This is a genomic window from Metapseudomonas boanensis (assembly GCF_042232855.1).
GTDB classification, from domain to species: Bacteria; Pseudomonadota; Gammaproteobacteria; order Pseudomonadales; family Pseudomonadaceae; genus Metapseudomonas; species Metapseudomonas boanensis.
Window position 1 is genome coordinate 3695552 of the sequence record NZ_CP113889.1, and the last position, 19646, is coordinate 3715197.

Below are 19646 nucleotides of genomic sequence, written 5' to 3' on the forward strand. Positions count from 1 at the left end.
AGTCATGGCCAAGCAGATGGATACGGTTTACCTGCTGCAGGAATGGGGTATCTGGTTGAGGTACGAGACCGGGCTACCCGGCTATGTCTCCCAGTTCGGCGCGTTGATGCGCGATTGTGTCGAGGATGATGGGGCACTGCCGAGGGCGATCATCAGCGAGGACCTTTGCATGATGGTTGACGGGGTGGTTGCAAGGCTTGGGAAGCGTGACCCGGTCATGGGGGCAGCGCTTTGGCTCTACTACCGGTATGAGGGGATGAGCTACAGCCGACTCAGCAAGCTCCTTGAGGTGTCGCGCAGCAAGGTTGAGTGGTTGGTGAAAGGCGGGGAAGTGTGGGTTGATGCGGTGCTGGAGGAGCGCAGGGAAGCGTAGAGTAAAAAAATTTTCAGCAAGGCGCGCAGTCGCGCCGTCTGTGGCTTTGCGCCAATCTCCGACGAACGGTTATCTCTTGTTATCGTTCCGCCATCCTTGATCTTGGCGAAGTACAACTACTCTTACTCCTAGCGGTTCAAAAAAGGCCGCAGCCAAGCCGTAAGGCAACGATCATTAGGAGGCAAAAGATGCCAAAGCGCGCAAATCGAAAACGCTGTAAAAAAGGGGAGCAGCGTGGATCAGACGCTGGCTCCCCTGCTGTGGTAATCATTCGAGAGACCATCCACAACCCGAATACTAGCCATCCTCGACAAGTAATCAAGAAAGTACTGCGACCCTGGATTCAGCGAACAGCATTGCGGTGCTACTTCGTCTCTTTCTGGCTGGCAGTTATGGGCCCGACGTTCAACCCTGACATACAGACTGGACGGGATGTGTGCAGCCCTCCGTACCAGTGCGTGCAAGTCAACAGTTGACCCGTCTGGACGGTAACTGTATAAATTTCCATATGTTGCGGTTTTACCGCTTTGAAGCCTTGGCCTTGCGCCGAGGCTTTTTTATTTGAGGCCGGCAAAAAAGCTGATAGGCCCTCCTGCCCAGCTCTGAATAACGCGCTTGCGTTTATGTCTTGAGCGATGCTGGGCCATTCCACTCCTGAACATGACCGTCTGGGCGCTTCTGCTGAACCCACGACCTCTAGTTGACTCAAACTGTATGAGTCCCAAGTCCAACTTGGAGAGGTATCGAATGAGACGAGAACGAGAAGGAGGCATCTCCAAGGGAGATGGCAAAAGCCAACCAACACTCCCGCGGTGGCTGATCGATCCGGATTGCGTTGACGTTGAGGTAATGCGCGATCCTGACGACCTGGAGCAGGATCTGTTGCTGGACGATGCCGAGGTTTTTCGGCATTCGCGTACCGGCTGACTTACTTCACTTGAACCTGCATCGAAGCCCGGCATGTGCTGGGCTTCTTCGTTTCTGGCCCGCCCAAGTGGCCAGCTTCATTCCTGCATTGCCAGGGCTGGCCCCAGCTCCGGAGGTGCCTTTTGAGGATTCAATCAATGACCGAGCCGGCTACTACTGCCGCTGGCGGCTTTGCCTTGTCCAAGCTGCTGGGCCTGGTGCTTGGTGTGCCGCTCGCTGTTGCTGTCGTGATGATCATGACCCGTCCGCGCAGTACCCGGGAGTGGGCCGTCGCTCTGATCTCGACTGTGGTCGTCTCCATCGGCGGCGGCGCTGCAGTAGTCCAGCTCTACGGCCTGCATGAGTGGGCTGGATCGTTCTATGGCCAACTGGCCCTGTCCAGCCTGCACTTCGCATGCGGCCTGCCAGCCTGGGTTCTGGTCCGCGCCTGGTTCATCTACGCCGAGAAGCGCCGCGACTCGACGCTGCCCGACTTGGTCAAAGAGATTCGCGAGGCTTCGGGGAAATGACGTGCTACATCGATGCACCAGAACGGTGCTTCGGAATGGTGGGGGACCCTGGCACCCCACCCCCTACCACGGGGAAGGCGTCGAGCCGCGCGGTGGCAGACAATTTTTCGATTTTTCAGATGCTCCACCACAGCCTGTCATTCGACCCGCTGTAGGCCTCGCGGCACTAGGCCTCCAGCGATTCTGAGGGGTTGTGCAGGTTGTACATTCGGGCAGGTGGCGATGTACAAGCCATCACGCCCGATGAAATCGCTGGGAGGCCCGCCGTTACTGGGCTGAATAGGAGTTCGCATGAGTGTGACCCTTGTACATACAGGGGCGCGCTTGTGGTCAATCAATGCTCTGGCCGAGGAGTTCGGCATTGATCGCCGGACGATCAAGCGGCGGCTGGACGGCATTCCGCCTGCGGGCGAGGTGAATGGATACCCAGCCTGGCGGCTCCGAGATGTAGCCATCGCGGTGATGGGGCCGCAGGTGTCCCCCGTTCTCAATGGCGTCGATCCTGATGATCTTCCGCCCAAGGAGCGCCTCGACCATTACCGGGCCGAGCGCGAGAGGATCAAGTGGGAGGCCGAGCAACGTATCAGCATCCCCGCTCCTGAGGTGGAGCAGGTGGTGGCCACCGCCTTCAAGGCGCTCTCTCAGGGCCTGGATACCATTCCCGATGTCCTGGAGAACGACTGCGCCCTCGGCGCTGCCGAAGTCGAGAAGGCCATCGAGGTGATCGACGGCATCCGCGAAGGCCTCTACCAGCAGTTGCTGGAGGTTTGCGGCAACATGGAACAGAACGGCGATGCACGCGAACCCGGCTGACATCGTCCGCAACATCGCCGAGCTGATCCGCCCGCCGCGACGAATCTCGGTCAGCCAGGCCGCCCAGGACTATCTGATCCTGAATGAACCAGGCGGCTACCAGGGCAAGTTCACCCTCGACGTTGCGCCGTACATGCGCGAGCCGATGGACCTCAAGGCCAGCCGGCGATTTGAAGGCGTGGTCTTCGTCGGGCCGGCGCGTTCGCTGAAGACCCAGGCGCTGGTCGACGGCGGCATGGCTTACACGGTGACCTGCGACCCGGGCGACGCCCTGATTGTGCAGATGAGCCAAGAGGCCGCGCGAGACTTCTCCCGTACCCGCGTTGACCGGGCGATCCGTTACAGCCCCGAGATTAAGTCGAAGCTGTCGACTGGGCGTGCGGACGACAACGTCTACGACAAGTTCTTCAAGACCGGCCAGGTCCTCAAGATCGGCTGGCCAGCTGTTTCCCAGGTATCGTCGAAGTCGATCCGCTGGGTCGACATCACCGACTACGACCGCATCCCCGACGACATCGAGGGGGAGGGCAGTCTGTGGGCCCTTGCGCTGAAGCGGACCCAGACCTTCAAGTCTCGCGGCATGTGCTGCGCGGAGTCCTCGCCCGGCCGTGAGGTAACCGACCCGACCTGGCGCAAGCAGACGCCCCACGAGGCGCCGCCGTGCACGGGCATCATCGGCCTGTACAACACCGGCGACCGACGGCGCTGGTACTGGCAGTGCCCGGAGTGTGGCGAGTACAGCGAACCGGAACCGGGCATCAGTGGCTTCGCGTTGCCGACGTTCGATGAACTGAAGGAGATCATCCGCAGCGCGGACCTGATGGACCTGGCGCGCCGCAGCGCCTACTTCGTTTGCCCGCACTGCTCATGCCCGGTGTCCGAGAAGCATAAGCGGCAGATGAACCGCTCCGGCCTCTGGCTAATCGAGGGCCAGCGAGTGAACCGGCATGGCGAGGTGAGCGGCACCGCGCGTCAGAGCAAGATCGCCAGCTTCTGGTTGGGCGGCATGGCCGCTGCTTTCCAGAGCTGGGAATCGATCTGCCTCCGCTACTTGGAGGGTGTGCACGCCTACGTCACTACAGGCGACGAGACAAAGCTGCAGGGCACCACCAACCTCGACCAGGGGGCGCCGTACATGCCCCAGCGGTCCGAGGCGGTTCGCTCGGCCGACGTGCTGATCGAACGCCGCGAGGAAGTGATCAAGCACCAAGTACCCGAGGGCGTCCGCTTCTTGGTCACCTCGGTGGACGTCCAGGCCGGCGGCAAGCCGCGCTTCGTGGTGCAGGTCCATGGTTACGGCGTCGGCGCTGAAGAGTGGCTGATCGACCGCTACAACATTCGCAACAGCCGGCGGATTGGCGAAGACGGTGACGAGCTACCCATCGATCCAGCAGCCTTTCTCGAGGATTGGGAAGTACTGGTCACCGACGTGATGCAGAAGGCTTACCCGCTCGCTGACGGCAGCGGCCGCGCCATGCTGCCAGCTCTGGTGGTGTGCGACTCCGGCGGTAAGGCCGGCGTGACCGAGAAGGCCTACGACTTCTACCGCAAGCTGAAGCGGCGCGGCCTGCATCGGCAGTTCATGCTGATCAAGGGTGGCAGCCAGGCCAATGCGCCGAGGCTGCGTGAGAGCTTCCCGGACAGCGAGCGGAAGGACCGCAAGGCCAAGGCCCGCGGCGAGATTCCGGTCTGGATGCTCAACACCAATCTGCTGAAGGACGCGGTCAACAACGATCTGCAGCGGGACAAACCGGGACCTGGTTTCGTCCATCTGCCCGAATGGCTCGGTGAATGGTGGTTCGAGGAACTCACCTTCGAGGTGCGCACCCAGCGTGGCTGGGAAAAGCCGAGCAAGGGCGCCAACGAGGCGTTCGATCTGTTCTGCTATGCACGCGCTGGGGCCATCAAGCTTGGGGTCGAGCTGGTGGATTGGGCCCGGCCCAAGCCATTCGCCAGAGGCTGGGACGAGAATCCGTTCGTGCGTCAGGTGGGCGAGGTCAGCGTCGTGAAAGCGAAACCGATCGAGCCGGCCAACCAACCAATCAAGAAAACTGCCACCCGCCGGGTGCGCATGCAGGTATCCCGCTGATGGCCTACACACAAGCAGATTTGGAAAAGGTCGAGAGGGCCATCATCGACCTGGCTGCAGGAGAGCGCGTCGTGGAAGTGCGCTTCGGCGCCGGCGAGGTGACTCGTTACGACAGCAGCACCGGTCTACCTCAACTCCTCCAGCTGCGTGATTGCATCCGTGCTGAACTCGCTGCAGCAGCCCAGGGCAAACGAATCCGTGGCTACCGTCTCCGCCACAACAGGGGGTTCTGATGGAATTCGAAACCCTCAAGAGTCGTGGCTTCGAGATTGGCGGAAGCCCTCTCTCGCCCCAGGCCAGCTACGATGCGGCCAGCACGAGCTCGCGGTTGAAGAGTTGGGCGCCAGGTTCTGCGGGTCCAACCCGCGCTGTTGTCAGCCAGCTCAGCACCGTGCGCGCGCGATCCCGAGACGCGGCCCGGAACAATGGCTGGATCAGCAATGGCATCGGCAACTGGGTCGGCAATGAGGTCGGTACCGGCATCAAGCCGCGCTCGAAGGCGAAGGACAAAGCCTTCGCTGCCGCCGCCAACAAGTTGTGGGAAGAGGAGTTCTGCCAGGCAGCCGACTTCGACGGCGTTCTGGATGTTTACGGCCTCATGGCCCTAGCCGTCCGTTCGCGGAAAGAGGCTGGCGAGGTCTTCCTGAAGATCCACCACCTGGGGCTCAACAGCGGCACGCCGTTGCCGATCCAGTTCCAGCTGATCGAGGGTGACCAGGTACCGCACACCCTCAACGAGCAGCGCCCCGACTACGAGATCGTGGCCGGCGTCGAGTTCCGGGGCGGCCGCCGCGTCGCCTACTGGATGCTGCCGCGTCACCCGAGCGACACCAGCCAGGGCAGTTCTCAGCCGGTGCGGGTGCCGTCGAGCGAAGTGCTCCACCACTTCGCACCGCTGCGCCCGGGGCAGGTGCGTGGCATGGCGGAAACCGTCCAGGCGCTGGTGAAGGCCCGCGACTTCGACGAATACGACGATGCCGAGCTGACCCGCAAGAAGACCCGCGCCGACTACACCGGCGTGATCAAGCGCCAGCAGTACGAGGAGGCCGACTTCCTTTACGACCCCTTCACCGGCGAGCCGTTGGAGAACGAGGGTGGCGTGGGCGTGGTGAACATGCAGCCCGGCAGCTTCCCAGCCTTGCTGCCTGGGGAAGAGATTCAGCTGTTCGACGGCGATCAGGGCGGTGGTTATGGCGACTTCATGCGCCAGCAGCTGATGGGCGTCGCCGCGTCCTTGGGTATTCCCTACGAGCTGCTCTCCGGGGACATGCGCAACGTCAACGACCGCATCCTCCGCGCGTTGCTGAACGAGTACCGCCGGCGTATCGAGCAGTACCAATGGCTGTACACCATCCCGCAGCTTTGCCAGCGGATGTGGGGGGCCTTCATCGATGCCGCTGTGCTCGCCGGCCGCCTGCAGGCGCCGGACTACGCCACCCGCCGCAGCGACTACATCGCCTGCGATTGGCGGCCTCAGGCCTGGCGCTACCTGCATCCAGTGCAGGACGCCCAGGGCGAACTGATGCTGATCAAGGGTGGACTCGGCTCCCGCGCGTCCGCAGCTGCTGAACGCGGCTACGACGTCGAGGAAATCGACGAGCAGAACCGGGCCGACACTGATCGGGCCCGCGATATGGGGTTGGAGTACAGCCATGACCCCGTCAAAACCAAGGACGACGAGTAATCCCAGGCCCGCCCAGTGCGGGCCTTCTACTTTCTGGAGCACCCCATGTCGAAACCGACCAATCTACTGGCGCGGCTGTTCAGCCGTGGCCAGGGTGGCCCGCTGGTGCCGCAAATTTACTCCCGCGTCATCAATCGGCCGCTGTTGGTCGAGCCCGGCATGGCCGAGGCGCTCATCGAGGGCTGGCTGCGCGGCGGCGTGGACGCGGGCGACGGCGGCGAACCCCGCCAGGTACTGGAGAAGGTCGGCCACATCGCCGTCATCGAAGTGTCAGGCCCATTGATTGCGCGCGCGGTCGAGCCAATGTGCGGCGCGGCGCCCGTCAGCTACGAGAACCTGATGTTGGCCTTCGACGACATTGAGGCCGACGCCAACATCACCCACATCGTGATGCGCCTGGAGACCCCGGGAGGCGAAGCGGCGCAGTTGTTCGACACCACGGACCGCATGGCCGAACTGCGCAAGACCAAGACCATCATCGGCATGGTCGACGACTACGCCTACTCCGGTGGTTACGGCCTGGCGGCTGCTTGCTCAGAAATCTGGGTGACCCGCACCGGCGGCGTCGGCAGTGTCGGCGTGGTGATCGGCCACAAGGATGTTTCCGAGAAGAATGCCCGCGAGGGTGTGAAGTGGACCTACATCCACTCCGGCGCCATGAAGGTTGCCGGCAACCCCAACGAACCGCTCACTGAAGAAGCCCGCTCCTTCATGCAGGGCGAGTCCGATCGCCTCTACGAGCTATTCACCAGCAGCGTGGCCAGCTATCGCGGCCTGAGTGTGGACGCGGTCAGGTCGACTGATGCCCGCCTGTACTTCGGTCAGAACGCCATCGACGCCGGCCTGGCCGACCACTTGGGCACTTTTCGCGAGCTCATGGGGGAGCTGCAAGGCGGCACCTATGTTCGCAAGCGCCAGGTCGCTGCTGCTGGCGCGACGAATGTGGAGGTCGAGGCGCCTGCCGCAGAGGAGCTTCCCGCCGAACCGGCAGAGGAGGGTGATGCCGAGGGAACCGTTGAGGTCGATTCCGATAGCGAGATTCCAGGTTCCGTCGAGGAAACCCAGGACACTCCGGCCGAACACGATGCCGCTGCTGAGGCTGACCAGCCTCTGGACGCTGCCGCCATCGCTGAGCAGTGCCAGGCCAATGGCCTTGCTTCGGTGACCGCCACCGCCATTCGCGAGAGCTGGACCGTCAACCAGATGGCCGCTGCCGTCGCTCGGGTGAAGGAGATACGCAACCTCTGCACCGCAGCCGGCATGCCGCAGCTTGCCGACGGCTACATCAACGCCGCTACCGGGGTGGAAGTGGTTCGCCAGGAATTGGCCAGCCGCCTTGCCAGGGGGCCGCAACTGAGCAACCGCCAATCGGCGGGCAACGACCGTGAGGCCAAAGGCCGCACTACCACCTATGCAGCCGTGTACGCGCGGCGCAACGCGAGGTAAGCAACATGAGCGTCAAGACTGAGACCCGCCGCGCCGGCGACTTCGTACTCTCCGAAGCCAACGGCAACCTGTCGCGCGAAAGCATCGTGATCGACTCCGGCATCCATATCCCCGGCACCGTGCTGGGCAAGATCACCGCCACCGGTAAGTACGCCGCCCTCGACACCGAGGCCACCGACGGCAGCCAGAACGCCGCCGCCGTACTGCGCGCTGAAGCCGACGCTACCGATGGCGACATCAAGGCGGTTGGCTACGTGCGCCTGGCTGAGGTGCGCGCCGACATGCTCGTCTGGCCCGCAGCCATCACCGAAGAAGACAAAACCGCCGGGCTGCAGGCCCTGGCCGTCAGCCACCTCGTAGCGCGCTGATCGCTCGTCGATTCCCAAGGAGAAAGAAGCAATGGCTCATCTCGACATTTTCAACGACGACGCTTTCAGCGTCTCCGGCTTGACCGCTGCCATCAACCAGCAGGACTACCAGCCTGGCCGAATCGGCGCCCTGGGCCTCTTCAGCGAAGAGGGCGTTACCACCACCACCGTCACCATCGAGTACAACAAGGGCAAGATCTCCCTGGTTGCCGTCGGTGAGCGCGGCAAGCCGGTCAAGCCGGCTGATCGCGATGCGCGCAATCTGCGCTCCTTCGTAGTGCCGCACCTGAAGACCGGCGACTCGCTGCTGGCCGACACTATCCAGAATCTGCGGGCCTTTGGCAGCGAGAGTGAACTCGAGGCCGTGCAGAACGTAGTCAACCAGCGCTTCGCCAAGTTTGGCCGCGATCTGGAAGCCACTCTGGAGTTCCATCGCATCGGAGCCATCAAGGGCCTGATCCTCGATGCCGACGGCACCTCGGTGATCTACGACCTCTACCAGGAGTTCGGCATCGCCCAGGAAACCGTCTCCCTCGGCCTGGCCACCGCCGGCACCAACGTGCGTGGCAAGGTCATGGAAGCCAAGCGCAAGTGCGAGGAAGCTCTGGGTGCGGCCATGATGACCGGCTACCGCGCGTTCTGCGGCGCCAGCTTCTTCGACGACTTCGTGGGCCATGCCAAGGTCGAGAAGGCCTGGGAGCGCTACAACGAGGGCGAGATGCTGCGTAACGACGTGCGCGGCGGCTTCAAATTCGGCGACGTGATCTGGGAAGAATATCGCGGCAAGGTCGGCACCCAGGCCTTCATCGGCTCCAACGACGCCTACCTGGTGCCGGAAGGCGTGGCTGACCTGTTCATCACCCGCAACGCGCCGGCGGACTACATGGAGACCGTGAACACTCTCGGTCTGCCGCTGTACGCCAAGCAGGAGCCGCTGCCGATGAATCGGGGCATCGAGATGGAGGCTCAGAAGAACCCGCTGAACCTCTGCACCCAGCCTGGCGCGATCATCAAGTTGTCGAAGTAATGAACCGCCAGCAGCTCAAGGCGCGGGCCGCCCGCGCCATCTTCCAGCGCATGCGCGAGGGGGATGGTGAGGGCGAGCCGGTGCTAGGCAGCTACAGCGATGCGGCCCAGCCATTGGTATCGGACCTTGAGCTCGTCATCCTTCGCGATGTCGAGCGGGTCGGCCCGGAGGGCATGCTGCTGGTTGATCAGGTTCAGATCAGCGTGCTCGCCGATCATCTGGCCAAGGTCCGCCGTGATGGCATCTTCACGGTGGGTATTCAGCGTTGGCGAGTGTCTGAGGCCGTCCGTAATGACGGTGTGATTGTCACTGCTGCGGTGATGCCGGCATGAGCGGCCTGCGCGTTGAGTTCAAGGGCGGCAAGGAGGCGCTTACGCGTCTCGATGCCATCCCGGCCAAGGCCAAGACTGCTGTGGTGATGGCCCTGAACGATACCGGCGAGAGCTTGCGTGCCGAGGTGCTGCGCGAGATCGGCGCCGAGGTGAACATCAAGCGTGCCCTGCTCCGTGAGCGCGTGCGGCTGACCCGCGCCACCAAAGGCCGGCTGGCCGTGCGTATCTGGGCCTTGAAGAAGGGACTGGTGCTGAGCCACTTCCCACACAAACAGCTTTGGAAGCGTGGCAAGAACGGCAAGCGCCGACCCAATGGTGTGCAGGTCAGCGTATCAGGCCGGACTTCGGTCCTGCCTGGGGCGTTCATTGTCGAGTCGGCCGGCTCCGGCAGTACCAACGGACTGATCTTCGTCCGCTTCGGTCCGAAGCGGGAGATGAGCGAGCGCCGCGGCGCCGGCCCGAATGGCTACGACCTGCTACGCCAACGCATTCGCGCCCTGTACGGCCCTTCGCCGTCGCAGATCCTGAATACCCGCAAGCCTGACTTCGAAGCGCAAGGGGAGCACATCCTTCAGCGTGAAGTCAGGCGCCAGCTCGAAAGGGCCAAGCTGTGAACCAGAACCCGCTGAACCTGGTGGACCAGGCGCTGATCGATCGCCTGTCCACCATCACGCCGGCCAACGGCTACTTCACGGACATTGGTACCCGCATCCATACCAAGTGGATCGGTGACCTGCTGGATGTTGAGGAGCTGGTCTACCCATGCCTCACGATTCAGCCCGATGAGTGCCCACCAGCAGTGGCAGGGGCGGGCGCTTGGCTATTCCAGATGGGACGCAAGGTCATTGGATTGGTCAGTCCTGATCACCCGGACAACTGTCTGGAGCAGCTCAACGATATCGCCGCCGATCTGGCGCGCTGCCTTCATGTGCAAGAAGGCATGCCCAATCCCTGGGGGCCGAAGGGCCCACGCAAGGTGGTTCTGAAATCCATCAGCCAGTTCCAACCGGATCACGAAGTGCCGGTCGGAACGGTTTCCATCCCCGTGCTGTTGCACGTCGTCGTCCCCGGAGAGTAATCCCATGTCGAGAAGCAACGACTCCGCTGCCCAGCAGCCGGAGCTGGTCGAGGTCGTCCTCGAGAAAACCCACACCCACATGGGTCAGTCGCTCAAGGCTGGCGCCAAGATTTCGGTAACTGCCGCTCAGAAGACCTGGCTTGAAAGCCGGGGCGTAGTCGGCATCCAGCAGGAGGAAACCAGCAATGTCTGATTTGCGCGGAGCTTTTTTGGGGGTAGGCAAGATCTACCTCGAGGACCTGGATGAGCCGAAGGGGCTGATCCAGATCGGCAACTGCAACAGCCTCAATTACGAGGCCACTCCGCAGGAGATCGAGGAGCAGGACTACACCACTCCTGGTGGCGGCCTGGATGCGTCGGTTCAACGCATCACAGCGCTGAACGTCACCTACAACGCCCGCCACTTCAAGAAAGACAACATGGCGCGCGCCCTTTATGGATCCGCGACCGATGTTGCCGCGGGCACCGTGACTGGTGAGGCGAAGAAGGCTTGGCCGGGCGCGCTGCTTGCGCTTGATCACCCGGGTGCAACCAACGTGGTGATCACCCCGGCCGCCGGCGGTGCCGCTCTGATCGCTGGCACCGACTACAACCTCAACGCGGCTGGCTTCCCCGAGTTCACCGAGGGTGGTGCCGTCACTACGGCAGGCATGGATGTGGAGATCGACTACTCCTATGCCAAGCATGCAACCATCCAGGCGCTCGTGAAGTCCGGCAAGCGCTACCGCATGGTCTTCATCGGTCTGAACGAGGCGCGCTCTGGCAAGCCTGTGGTGGTTGAGGTGTTCCGTGTGAACCACTCGCCAGCCAGTCTTGGCTTCATCGGTGATGAGTTCCAGGGTATGGAATTTTCTGCCAAGTGCGAGAAGGACCCGACCAAGACCGGCACGGGTATTTCTCAGTACATGGTGATCAAGGACGTGGACTGATTGGCAAAGAAGAAGCCCCGCTCAAGGGTGGGGCTCAAGCGGTACTACTTCCGAGACAGGCAACCTCTTTTCGGCTAGTGACTTTGTAGCACCTTCACCCCTGAGTTTGGCTAGCAGCGCTCTAGCTTTGGCCTCATGTTGATTGAATGGCATTCGCTTGACCAACGACTCGGGGCAGGAGCATTCAATGGGTTCCACAGAGCTGTACGCACCATATCGCCGCTGCATGATTGGTTCTGCATAGCGGGCCAGCTCTTCGGCCAATTCACGCTCTCTGACCATCAAGTGCTTGTCGTTTCGGAAGTCACAGGGTCTGAAAGCAGGGCTAAGGCACAGATCGTGGTTTTCAAAGGCATAGTGCAAGTGCCAGCTAGGGCACCGTTCCGGCTCAAGGCTAAGGCTGTAGTACGTGATTCGAGGTGGGGGTACAACGAAAAGCGGGATGCGAATTGTGAGGCTCATACCTTTCCTTGGCGAACTGCACGGGTTATGCCATCAGTCGTCAATCACTGGGAGATCAAGCATAACGCCATAGTGCTTCTTGTCGCCGTAGCCTCCAATCAATTTGGCTTTGGCATGGAAGTGGGAGACACCACGGATACCATGTGAGGCCATTTGCCGTACGTATGAGGCAGCATCTCCCCGGGATAGGTACCCAACTCGCAGGCCCTCGATATAAACGGCGCAGGCGTTCTTGTCGTGGGGGTTTTCAGGTTCAGTGACAATGGAGGCGATTAGTGCCTCTCCATCCTCTTCGTACCCGCGACCATGTTTCTTCTCTACTTGCCGGAGGTTCTTTTGGTAGTGCGACTCCCCTACAACAGGGAAGCTAAAGTCACCAGGCCCTGGAAGCCGACCGTCCAGTTCTGGAAGTTCGGTGTGGATGGATGATGTGGTCTGTCGGCTTTGAGGTTGCCGCAGCTGCTTCAGCTTGAGTGATTTGCGTTGCTCGGTCTGCTTGCCCGCCTGGCGAAAGGCCTCCTGCAGGTAGGTCGCTACCGCTTTTGACGCGTTCCATGCTGGACCGAGCTTCATTTTAATTTTTTCCAGGCTGCCACCGCCCTCGGTTAACCAGAAAAATAGGACGATCAAGCCACCGACAATGACGGTGCAGATGGTTAGGAACGTGATAGCGCTCATGTCCGGTCCTTGGCTTTTCGGCTACTTGGTGGGGCAGGATTAATTTTTCATCCTAGCCCCAGTTGGCTGGAGTGGTCCACTCAGTCAGGGACAGACCATACATCGCAACGGTACCCGGCTTTCTCACCCTGTTTGTGAAGGGATGGATTGCGGCCAGGACTCTAGGCGGGGCACTGATAGGCCTCTCCTGAAGAGCTGTAACCTTGAACCCGCTTCTGCGGGTTTTTTAATGGGAGTAAAGAAATTGGCGGAAGTCACCAACAGCCGAGAAATCAGAATCGGGGAACGGCGCGTCACCGTGCGTGAGTTGACGGTTGCCGAGGTTCGGCAGTGGCTGAATGATGCTGCCGGAAAGGTCTCGGTCGACACCGTGGATGCGATGTTGTTCGAGGAGATTTCGTTACCTGACCTGGCTCGCATGACCAGCCTGGATGTTGAGTCCATGGGCGACTGGCAGCCGAGTCAGCTGCGCGAAGTGATCGCGGCGGCGAAGGATCTGAACAAGGATTTTTTCGCGATGCGGGAGAGGATCGTCAGCGCGTTTCTCCCGACCCAGCCAGAGAACTGAAGGCGCTGGATGAATCGGTGACGGCCATGATTGGTCTTGGTCACCATGGAGCCTGGGGCTATCCCTGGTCCCTTTATCTCAACACCCTATCGGCGTTGACGCGGCGGAAAAAGTAGAGCTGCGAAGGCCAGTCCAAAACACGCCAACCCCACTAGCACGAACAGCGCGATCACCACGGGCAGAACCGCCTTGGGGGCGATGCATAGCGCTGCGATGGCGATTACCCAGAAAAAGGTCTTTGCATTCATGACGGACGTCACGCTCACGCTTGGAGTGGATGACAGCGGCAGTATTCGCCAGCTAGATAGGTTCCGCAAGGCAGCAGCCGAGGCCATCAAGGTGCTTCAGCAGCCGGTTGGGCGTATCTCTGCATTCCAGGAGTTGCAAGCCAGTGTGGAGAAAACTGGCGGGGCGCTGCGGGATGCCAAAGGCCGGCTGCGCGACATGCAGCAGGAACTCGTGCGGCTCGACTCGGCGAATGCGAAGACTGCCTCGAGCTATCGCCAGATTGCTGAAAGTATTCGGGCCATGGAGTCCAACGCGAAACGCCTGGATGCTCTTCAGTTCGGACAGCGAAATCTGGCGACTGCGCGTGATCGAGTGCGCGACCTGGGCAACGAGTTGGCCAGGGCCAACGAACCTTCGAAGCAACTGCAGGACCAGTACAGCAAGGCGCTGGCCGAATACCAGAAGCTTCAGCGCACCGTCCGACAAAGCGGAATCGGTCTCTCCGGCATTCAGGTCGACCCGCGTGCGTTGGCGGACGCGAAGCGACGGTTGGCTGAGCTGGGTGGCGAGCTCCAGCGTGGCACCACTACCTCCCGCCAACTTCAAGGGGAATACAAACTCGTCACTGCCGAGATGAACCGCTTGGCTACTGCAGCGGCGTCGGACGGTGCTCAGCTTGAGCGTATGCGCACCCAGCTGCGTGCCGCAGGAGTGGATACTCGCGATCTGGCGGGTGAGCAGGCACGACTGCGCTCCGAGTTAGCCCGCCAGGTGCCAAACATCGCGCTGCAGAGTGCTGTGGCAGGAGCTCGCGAATCACTAGGTGTCCGCCCTTTCATTGAGGTCAACGCGGAAATCACCAGGCTTCAGCGCAACTACGCCTTGCTGAAAAGCAGTGGCCAGCTCACTAGCGCTGAGTTGATTCAGGCCCAGGTGCGCATGCTCGAGCAAACCCGTTCCCTCGAGGAGCAAACCAATGGCTGGCGTACCAGCCTAGCCAGAGTCAAGAGCGAGATTTTGGCCGGGGCTGCAGCCTTTGGGGGATTGGCCTTGCTTGGGCGCCAGTCGTTCAATGAGTTCGCGAACTACAGCCAGCAACTGGCCGGCATTGCGACAATTACCGACCTGACTGGTAACCAGTTGCAGACCCTTTCGCTCAATGTCCGCCAGCTCAGCACGGACATGGGCAAGGGGGCTACTGAGAGCGCTGCCGCGCTGCGGGAGATTTTGGGCGCGGGCATTGAATCCGGCCGCAGCCTCGATGTCCTGGCTCAAGCATCTAAAGCAGCAGTCGCTGGGATGTCGGAGACAAAAACGGCGGCGTCCGTAGGCGTCTCGATCGTCAACGCCTATGGCGAGAGCGTGGACAATCTGGGGCAACGCTATGACCAGCTGTTCCTGACTATTCGGGACGGTGTCGTCGAGTTCGACGAACTGGCGGCTGGGCTCGGCCAGGTTTTGCCAGCTGCAGCTGCTGCCGGTGTCGGGTTCGACGAAATTGGCGCAGCGTTGGCGCGAATGACCGTCCAAGGCATCAAGGCGCCGATTGCCATCACCTCACTGCGGAGCGCGATCACTCAGCTTGCATCGCCTGCCCCGGAAGCGGCAAAGGCCATGGATGCGTTGGGTATCCGCTGGAATGGTTTGCAGGGAACCCTCCAGCAGATTGCAGACAGGAAGCTCGGCGCAGCAGCCATGCGCCAGATCGTGCCGGATATCGAAGGTCGAACGGCAGTTCTCGCATTGACCAACAACATCGAAGCGCTCAACGAGCAGATTGAGCGGATGGACGAAGCTGCGGGAGCGACTCAGCGCGCCTACGACATCATGAAGGACACTCCGGCGCAGCAGGTCGCTCGCTTCAAGGCTGCAGTAGGCGAGCTGCAACTGGCATTCGGTCAGGCGCTCGCGGCGGGTCTTCCTTTGGTGAACCTGCTGACTGACATGCTCAATTCCTTCAATGAGCTGCCCGAGTCGGTAAAGCTGTCGTTGATAGGCCTGGTCGCCCTGGGGGTGGCCGGCAAGGCATTTTCATTCGTGCTTTCAGCGATCCGTGGGCCGTTCTCGTTGTTCCTCACCCACTTGAGCTCGACCCCGCCTGCTGCGGCTGCGGCTGGCACTGCGATCGATGTTCTCGGGGCTCGCTTCGGCAAGTTGGGAGCGGTGCTTGGGAAATTGAACCTGGGTAAGGCACTCAGGTTAGGGGGGTATGGAATCATTGCTGGCCAGTTGTACGAGCTATATCAGCTGCATAGTGAACTCCAGGAGCTGGAGAAGTCCCAAGAGGACTACGCAAGATCGCTGGATCAGGCAGTCATTGCTGGGCAGCCATACCGTGACACCTTGGTCCTTACCGCGCAGGAGGTCAGCAATCTCACGGAGACAGAGCGTAACTCGTACTTGGAGCGGCTGAAGAACGCTCAGATGTACTACTCCAAGTTGGCCGAACAGATCAGCCGGGCTGACATGGAGAAGAATGGTTCGTCCGCGCCTGTAAGTGATGAAGCGTTGGCTGCCGCCCGTCAGGCTCGGGAGTACCAGAAGGCTTACGACGCTATCGAGCAGGCCCAGAAAGACCGCCTCAAGTCCGAGGAGTCGTTTCAGGCTCGGCAGGATGCCATCCGCAAATCTGAGATCGACAAGGTCAAGTCTCAGCTGTCTGACGTGCTCAATGAGCATGAGAAAGCCAACAAGCGATTGGAGCAGGTCAGGAAGCGCAGGGAAGAGATCCAGAAGCGATTCGCCAATCTCGCTGATAGCTTTGCCGGAGGCGCTCAGTCAGGTACCCCAACCTTTGCTGATCTAACTCAGGCGAAGGTCAATGCCAGGAATGCGGCCAGAGCAGGCGATACCGAAACAGCCATTAGGGAGGCCGAGCGCGCGGCGAAGATTTTGGAGCAACTCCGCGATGCCGGAGCCAACACCTACGGGTTTGGGGGCATTGCCAGGGAGCTGGGTCAAATTGCCGATGCGGCGGCCAAGATCGATGAGGAGAACGCTGAAGCAGCGCTGAAAGCACAGGAGCAGCGGGTCGAGTCGCTTGTTCAGAAGGCCGAGGCCCTCAAGCGAATCAGTGTTGGCTTTGTTTCAGACACCGAGTCTGAGGAGCAGACCCGGCAGAGAATGCTTCAGCTCGCGGATGAGTGGCGGAAGTACATGCAGGTCCAGATAACGCTGATCCCGCCAGACACGTCCAACCTGAAGCGAGCAGGCGACATAGTTGATGGCGCTGCGGGACCAGCCGTGCCTGGATACGCAACAGGTGGTGTGGTCTCCGGTCCTGGCACGGGTACCAGTGACAGCATCTGGGCGCGCATCAGCAATGGCGAGGGCATCCTCACTGCCAGGGCGGTACAGCACTACGGTCCAGAGCTGGTGTATCAACTGAACCGCCTGCGGGTTCCGAAGTTTGCTGAGGGCGGAGTCATGGGCGCGCGCAACTTACCCAGCATCCCTGCCATCAGCCCAAGCCTGTTGCAGAGTGCTCAGCCCACCGCCCTCGGCACCCTGAACTTCCACCTCCCAGGCGGGGAGCAGTTCGCGGTGCAGGTGGCTGGCGACAACTGGGACGCCCTGCACAAAGCCTCGCTGAAGTACGGCGGCACTGCCCGTCGCAAGCGATAGCCCGCTCCGGCGGGCTTTTTTCTGTCCGGAGAATTCCATGTCCTACCCACGCGTCATGCTCGGCGGCGTACCGATCGAGCTGCACGCCGGCCCGCCGGCGCAGAGCTACGAAACCATCGGCGGCTCGAGCACGGTGCGCCTGCACGAGGGCGCGGCGGTGAAGCTGAGCCACTGGCGCCGGACCCGCATCACCCTCAGCGGTACCGGCTGGATGAGCCCCGGCCTTGATGGCCTGGACTATGACAACGCCCTGGAGCTGCGCTGCACCAAGCAGCAGGCGATCACCAGCGCCGACAACGTCATCACCCTGACCGGCACGCCGCGTCCGGACGTCGCGCCCTGGGCGCTGGCACTGGTGGGTGATCAGTGGGTTTCGACGCCCTGTGTGGTTGTGGCGGGTGTGGCCACGCTGACGCCGGTAGTCGGCGCCACCCTGTACCAGATTTGCTGGATGCCGGTGTTCCAGGTGTTCGCCGAACCGCCGCCGGAGAGCGTGGAGGGCGGCAACTTCAGCTGGTCGATCGTGGCTGAGGAGGTCTGATGCTGCTCAACGGATCTTCTCTCAACGGCGCCCCGCTGAATGGCGGTACTGGCCAGGCACAGGTCATCGAAGTCGCCGCGGCCCCGGCTTTCGTCTGGCGAGCGCTGGTCACCCTGGGTGGCGTCGACGTGTCGGCGCGGTTGATTGGTGAGGTCAGCGTCGACCGGGAGGAGGGCGCTGCCGGCGTGGCCGAGTTCGTACTGTTCTACCCACCCGGTGATGCAGTGCCAACCGACATCACCGATCGTGCCGTCACTGTCGACCTCATCAGCACCACGGGTGGTGTGACCAGCCAGACTCGCCGCTTTACCGGGGTGGTCGCGGAGCCAACCTGGGACGCCCTGAACCGGACTTTGGCGATCACCGCGACGGACAACCTGCAGCAGCGTGTCGAAGCGCTGAGCGTTGTACAGATTGACGCCCTGGTCGGTGGCCTGTGGTCGACCGATGTGTTCGATGAGCTGGAGGGGCGGTCGCGCTGGGACTATGCCCAGGAGCGTCTGTCCACCCGGACGGCCAGCCTGGATTGCTCACCGTCCGGCCAGCTGCGCGTGGTCAGTTGGTACGCGGCGCTGGCTCCGCACTATGTGTTCGGGCCGGGCACCACGCTGTACCAGTCGGTCAACGTCGAACTGGCCCAGCTGCGCAACGTCACCAACCGCCTGGAGCTGGAGGTCGCCTACCGCTACAGCCGTTTCCGCGAGCACCGGCAGAGCTACACCTGGAGCCATCCGGGCACTCAGGGCCTGGGGGGCATTCAAGGCTTCTGCGCCTGGCGGCAAGACAGCACCGAGCTGCCGGACATCAGCATGGTGATCGGATCAGTGGGCGATGGTGGGCAGGTACCGGTCAGTGCGGACTGGTACCGCCTGCCACCGACCATGGCCAACCCCTGCGGCGATGGCGCCGCCTGGGTCAACAACAACGAGGACCTGCTGCTCGGCGCCAGCTTGGTCGGCGCCCTGCGCTGGGTGCAGACCGTCACCGAGACCTACAACTTGATCCTGACCACCGAAGCCGGGCAGGTGGAAGGGCAGCAGGTCATCAGCCGCGACGGGACGTCCTTCGAGATCGAGCCCCCGGAAGGCTGGGAAGACAGCCTCAAGCCCATCACCGGCAGTGCCGACGGTAACGGCGAAATTGCCGACCCGGCGCCTGGCCTGGGCGAACCGGGTGACCGCGACGACGAAACGCGGCGTACGGCGACCCTCGGCCTGCTGTTGCACAAGGCCCACACCGAGATTATTGCGGCTCACCGTGAGACCCGCGTGAGCTGGGCGGTGCCGACGCCGATGGCGCTGAATATCGACCTGCTGCACACGCTCAAGCTCGAGGACCAGTACGTCCGGGCAATGGGCAAATGCTCGCGGCTCACCGACCGGTTGAACTTCGAAACAGGCGAATGCCTGACCGAGCTGACCATCAGCGTGATGCGCGGCGGCGGCGAGGGCGATCCGCTGGCCATCCCGGCCCGCCCCGGCGCGTTGCCGCCTGAGGAAGGCGGTGGCATCACCGGCAGCGGCTTAGCGACTCAGCTGGGCGGGAAGTTCACCAGTCCGGCCTATGACGACGAACTGGACGGCTTTGCGGGTAACTACTCGTCGGTGCAGGACACCGAGCTGGAGGTGTTCCCGCGCCGGATGGATGTGGAGGCCGCCGAGATCCCGGCCGAGCTGCGCGACGAGCACCAGGCCAGCACGACCGTAACGTACCGCGTGGCCATCCCCAACGATTTGCTGGAGCTATGACATGGCACTAGGAGATGAGCGCCGGGCAATCGGCCGTGCAAACGAGGCGGCACGGCGCCAGCTGGGTCGGGACAATGAGCGGAACCGCCGGGCGATCGGCACCGCGATGGAAACTGAGCGCCGGGGCTCCGACATTGTCAGTGATCTGCAGGCGCTATCCGGTCCGCAGCGGACGCGCCGCACCTTGTCTCCGGTTGCCCCGGTCGGGGCGCTGCCGGCGCA

General features: G+C 62.1%; 20 protein-coding genes. 19 read left to right on the forward strand and 1 reads right to left on the reverse strand.

Features of this window, described 5'->3' with window-relative positions; translation table 11 throughout:
* Positions 1–4 precede the first annotated feature (4 nt).
* From OXH74_RS17215 to OXH74_RS17285, 15 genes are all read left to right on the forward strand, one after another.
* Positions 5–373: an antiterminator Q family protein gene (locus OXH74_RS17215; RefSeq protein WP_375738059.1), complete on the forward strand. Its 369-nt coding sequence runs from the start codon at positions 5–7 to the stop codon at positions 371–373.
* 747 nt (positions 374–1120) lie between these two features.
* Entirely contained in the window at positions 1121–1300 is a 180-nt protein-coding gene (locus OXH74_RS17220; protein ID WP_375738060.1) for a hypothetical protein, read from the forward strand.
* Positions 1301–1437: 137 nt separating this feature from the next.
* Positions 1438–1809: a hypothetical protein gene (locus OXH74_RS17225; RefSeq protein WP_375738061.1), complete on the forward strand. Its 372-nt coding sequence runs from the start codon at positions 1438–1440 to the stop codon at positions 1807–1809.
* Between the two features lie 291 nt (positions 1810–2100).
* A complete protein-coding gene (locus tag OXH74_RS17230) occupies positions 2101–2622 on the forward strand; it encodes a DUF1441 family protein (protein ID WP_375738062.1) in 522 nt (173 codons plus the stop codon).
* Positions 2603–4711 carry a phage terminase large subunit family protein gene (locus tag OXH74_RS17235; RefSeq protein ID WP_375738063.1) on the forward strand — a complete coding sequence of 703 codons (2109 nt, stop codon included), beginning with the start codon at positions 2603–2605 and terminating at the stop codon, positions 4709–4711. Before OXH74_RS17230 ends, OXH74_RS17235 begins: the two co-directional genes overlap by 20 nt.
* Positions 4711–4944 carry a hypothetical protein gene (locus tag OXH74_RS17240; protein ID WP_375738064.1) on the forward strand — a complete coding sequence of 78 codons (234 nt, stop codon included), beginning with the start codon at positions 4711–4713 and terminating at the stop codon, positions 4942–4944. Before OXH74_RS17235 ends, OXH74_RS17240 begins: the two co-directional genes overlap by 1 nt.
* Entirely contained in the window at positions 4944–6395 is a 1452-nt protein-coding gene (locus OXH74_RS17245) for a phage portal protein (protein WP_375738065.1), read from the forward strand. The genes OXH74_RS17240 and OXH74_RS17245 overlap by 1 nt, the downstream gene beginning before the upstream one ends.
* 45 nt (positions 6396–6440) lie before the next feature.
* Positions 6441–7841: a S49 family peptidase gene (locus OXH74_RS17250; RefSeq protein WP_375738066.1), complete on the forward strand. Its 1401-nt coding sequence runs from the start codon at positions 6441–6443 to the stop codon at positions 7839–7841.
* 5 nt (positions 7842–7846) lie between these two features.
* Complete coding sequence (locus tag OXH74_RS17255; RefSeq protein WP_375738067.1) at positions 7847–8209, forward strand: head decoration protein; 363 nt, start codon at positions 7847–7849, stop codon at positions 8207–8209.
* Positions 8210–8240: 31 nt separating this feature from the next.
* Positions 8241–9236 carry a major capsid protein gene (locus OXH74_RS17260; RefSeq protein WP_375738068.1) on the forward strand — a complete coding sequence of 332 codons (996 nt, stop codon included), beginning with the start codon at positions 8241–8243 and terminating at the stop codon, positions 9234–9236.
* Positions 9236–9568, forward strand: coding sequence for a hypothetical protein (locus OXH74_RS17265; protein ID WP_375738069.1), 333 nt, complete (start codon positions 9236–9238; stop codon positions 9566–9568). Before OXH74_RS17260 ends, OXH74_RS17265 begins: the two co-directional genes overlap by 1 nt.
* Positions 9565–10182 carry a phage tail protein gene (locus OXH74_RS17270; protein ID WP_375738070.1) on the forward strand — a complete coding sequence of 206 codons (618 nt, stop codon included), beginning with the start codon at positions 9565–9567 and terminating at the stop codon, positions 10180–10182. Before OXH74_RS17265 ends, OXH74_RS17270 begins: the two co-directional genes overlap by 4 nt.
* Positions 10179–10646: a hypothetical protein gene (locus OXH74_RS17275; RefSeq protein WP_375738071.1), complete on the forward strand. Its 468-nt coding sequence runs from the start codon at positions 10179–10181 to the stop codon at positions 10644–10646. The genes OXH74_RS17270 and OXH74_RS17275 overlap by 4 nt, the downstream gene beginning before the upstream one ends.
* 4 nt (positions 10647–10650) lie before the next feature.
* Positions 10651–10839 (forward strand): hypothetical protein, encoded by a 189-nt coding sequence (locus OXH74_RS17280; RefSeq protein WP_375738072.1) that lies wholly within the window; start codon positions 10651–10653, stop codon positions 10837–10839.
* The gene (locus OXH74_RS17285; protein WP_375738073.1) at positions 10832–11575 is read left to right on the forward strand and encodes a hypothetical protein; all 744 of its coding nucleotides are present in this window, start codon (positions 10832–10834) and stop codon (positions 11573–11575) included. The genes OXH74_RS17280 and OXH74_RS17285 overlap by 8 nt, the downstream gene beginning before the upstream one ends.
* A gap of 495 nt (positions 11576–12070) precedes the next feature.
* Here the strand turns inward: OXH74_RS17285 and OXH74_RS17290 are convergent, their stop codons facing one another.
* Entirely contained in the window at positions 12071–12715 is a 645-nt protein-coding gene (locus OXH74_RS17290) for an HIRAN domain-containing protein (RefSeq protein WP_375738074.1), read from the reverse strand.
* 244 nt (positions 12716–12959) lie between these two features.
* Between OXH74_RS17290 and OXH74_RS17295 the strand changes: the two genes are divergently transcribed.
* The 4 genes from OXH74_RS17295 to OXH74_RS17310 all read left to right on the forward strand — a co-directional run bounded on the left by OXH74_RS17295 (position 12960) and on the right by OXH74_RS17310 (position 19424).
* A complete protein-coding gene (locus OXH74_RS17295) occupies positions 12960–13283 on the forward strand; it encodes a hypothetical protein (RefSeq protein ID WP_375738075.1) in 324 nt (107 codons plus the stop codon).
* A 213-nt stretch (positions 13284–13496) separates the two neighbouring features.
* Positions 13497–17135, forward strand: coding sequence for a phage tail tape measure protein (locus OXH74_RS17300; protein WP_375738076.1), 3639 nt, complete (start codon positions 13497–13499; stop codon positions 17133–17135).
* 37 nt (positions 17136–17172) lie between these two features.
* Positions 17173–17676, forward strand: coding sequence for a hypothetical protein (locus tag OXH74_RS17305; protein ID WP_375738077.1), 504 nt, complete (start codon positions 17173–17175; stop codon positions 17674–17676).
* A complete protein-coding gene (locus tag OXH74_RS17310; RefSeq protein WP_375738078.1) occupies positions 17676–19424 on the forward strand; it encodes a hypothetical protein in 1749 nt (582 codons plus the stop codon). Before OXH74_RS17305 ends, OXH74_RS17310 begins: the two co-directional genes overlap by 1 nt.
* Positions 19425–19646: the final 222 nt, after the last annotated feature.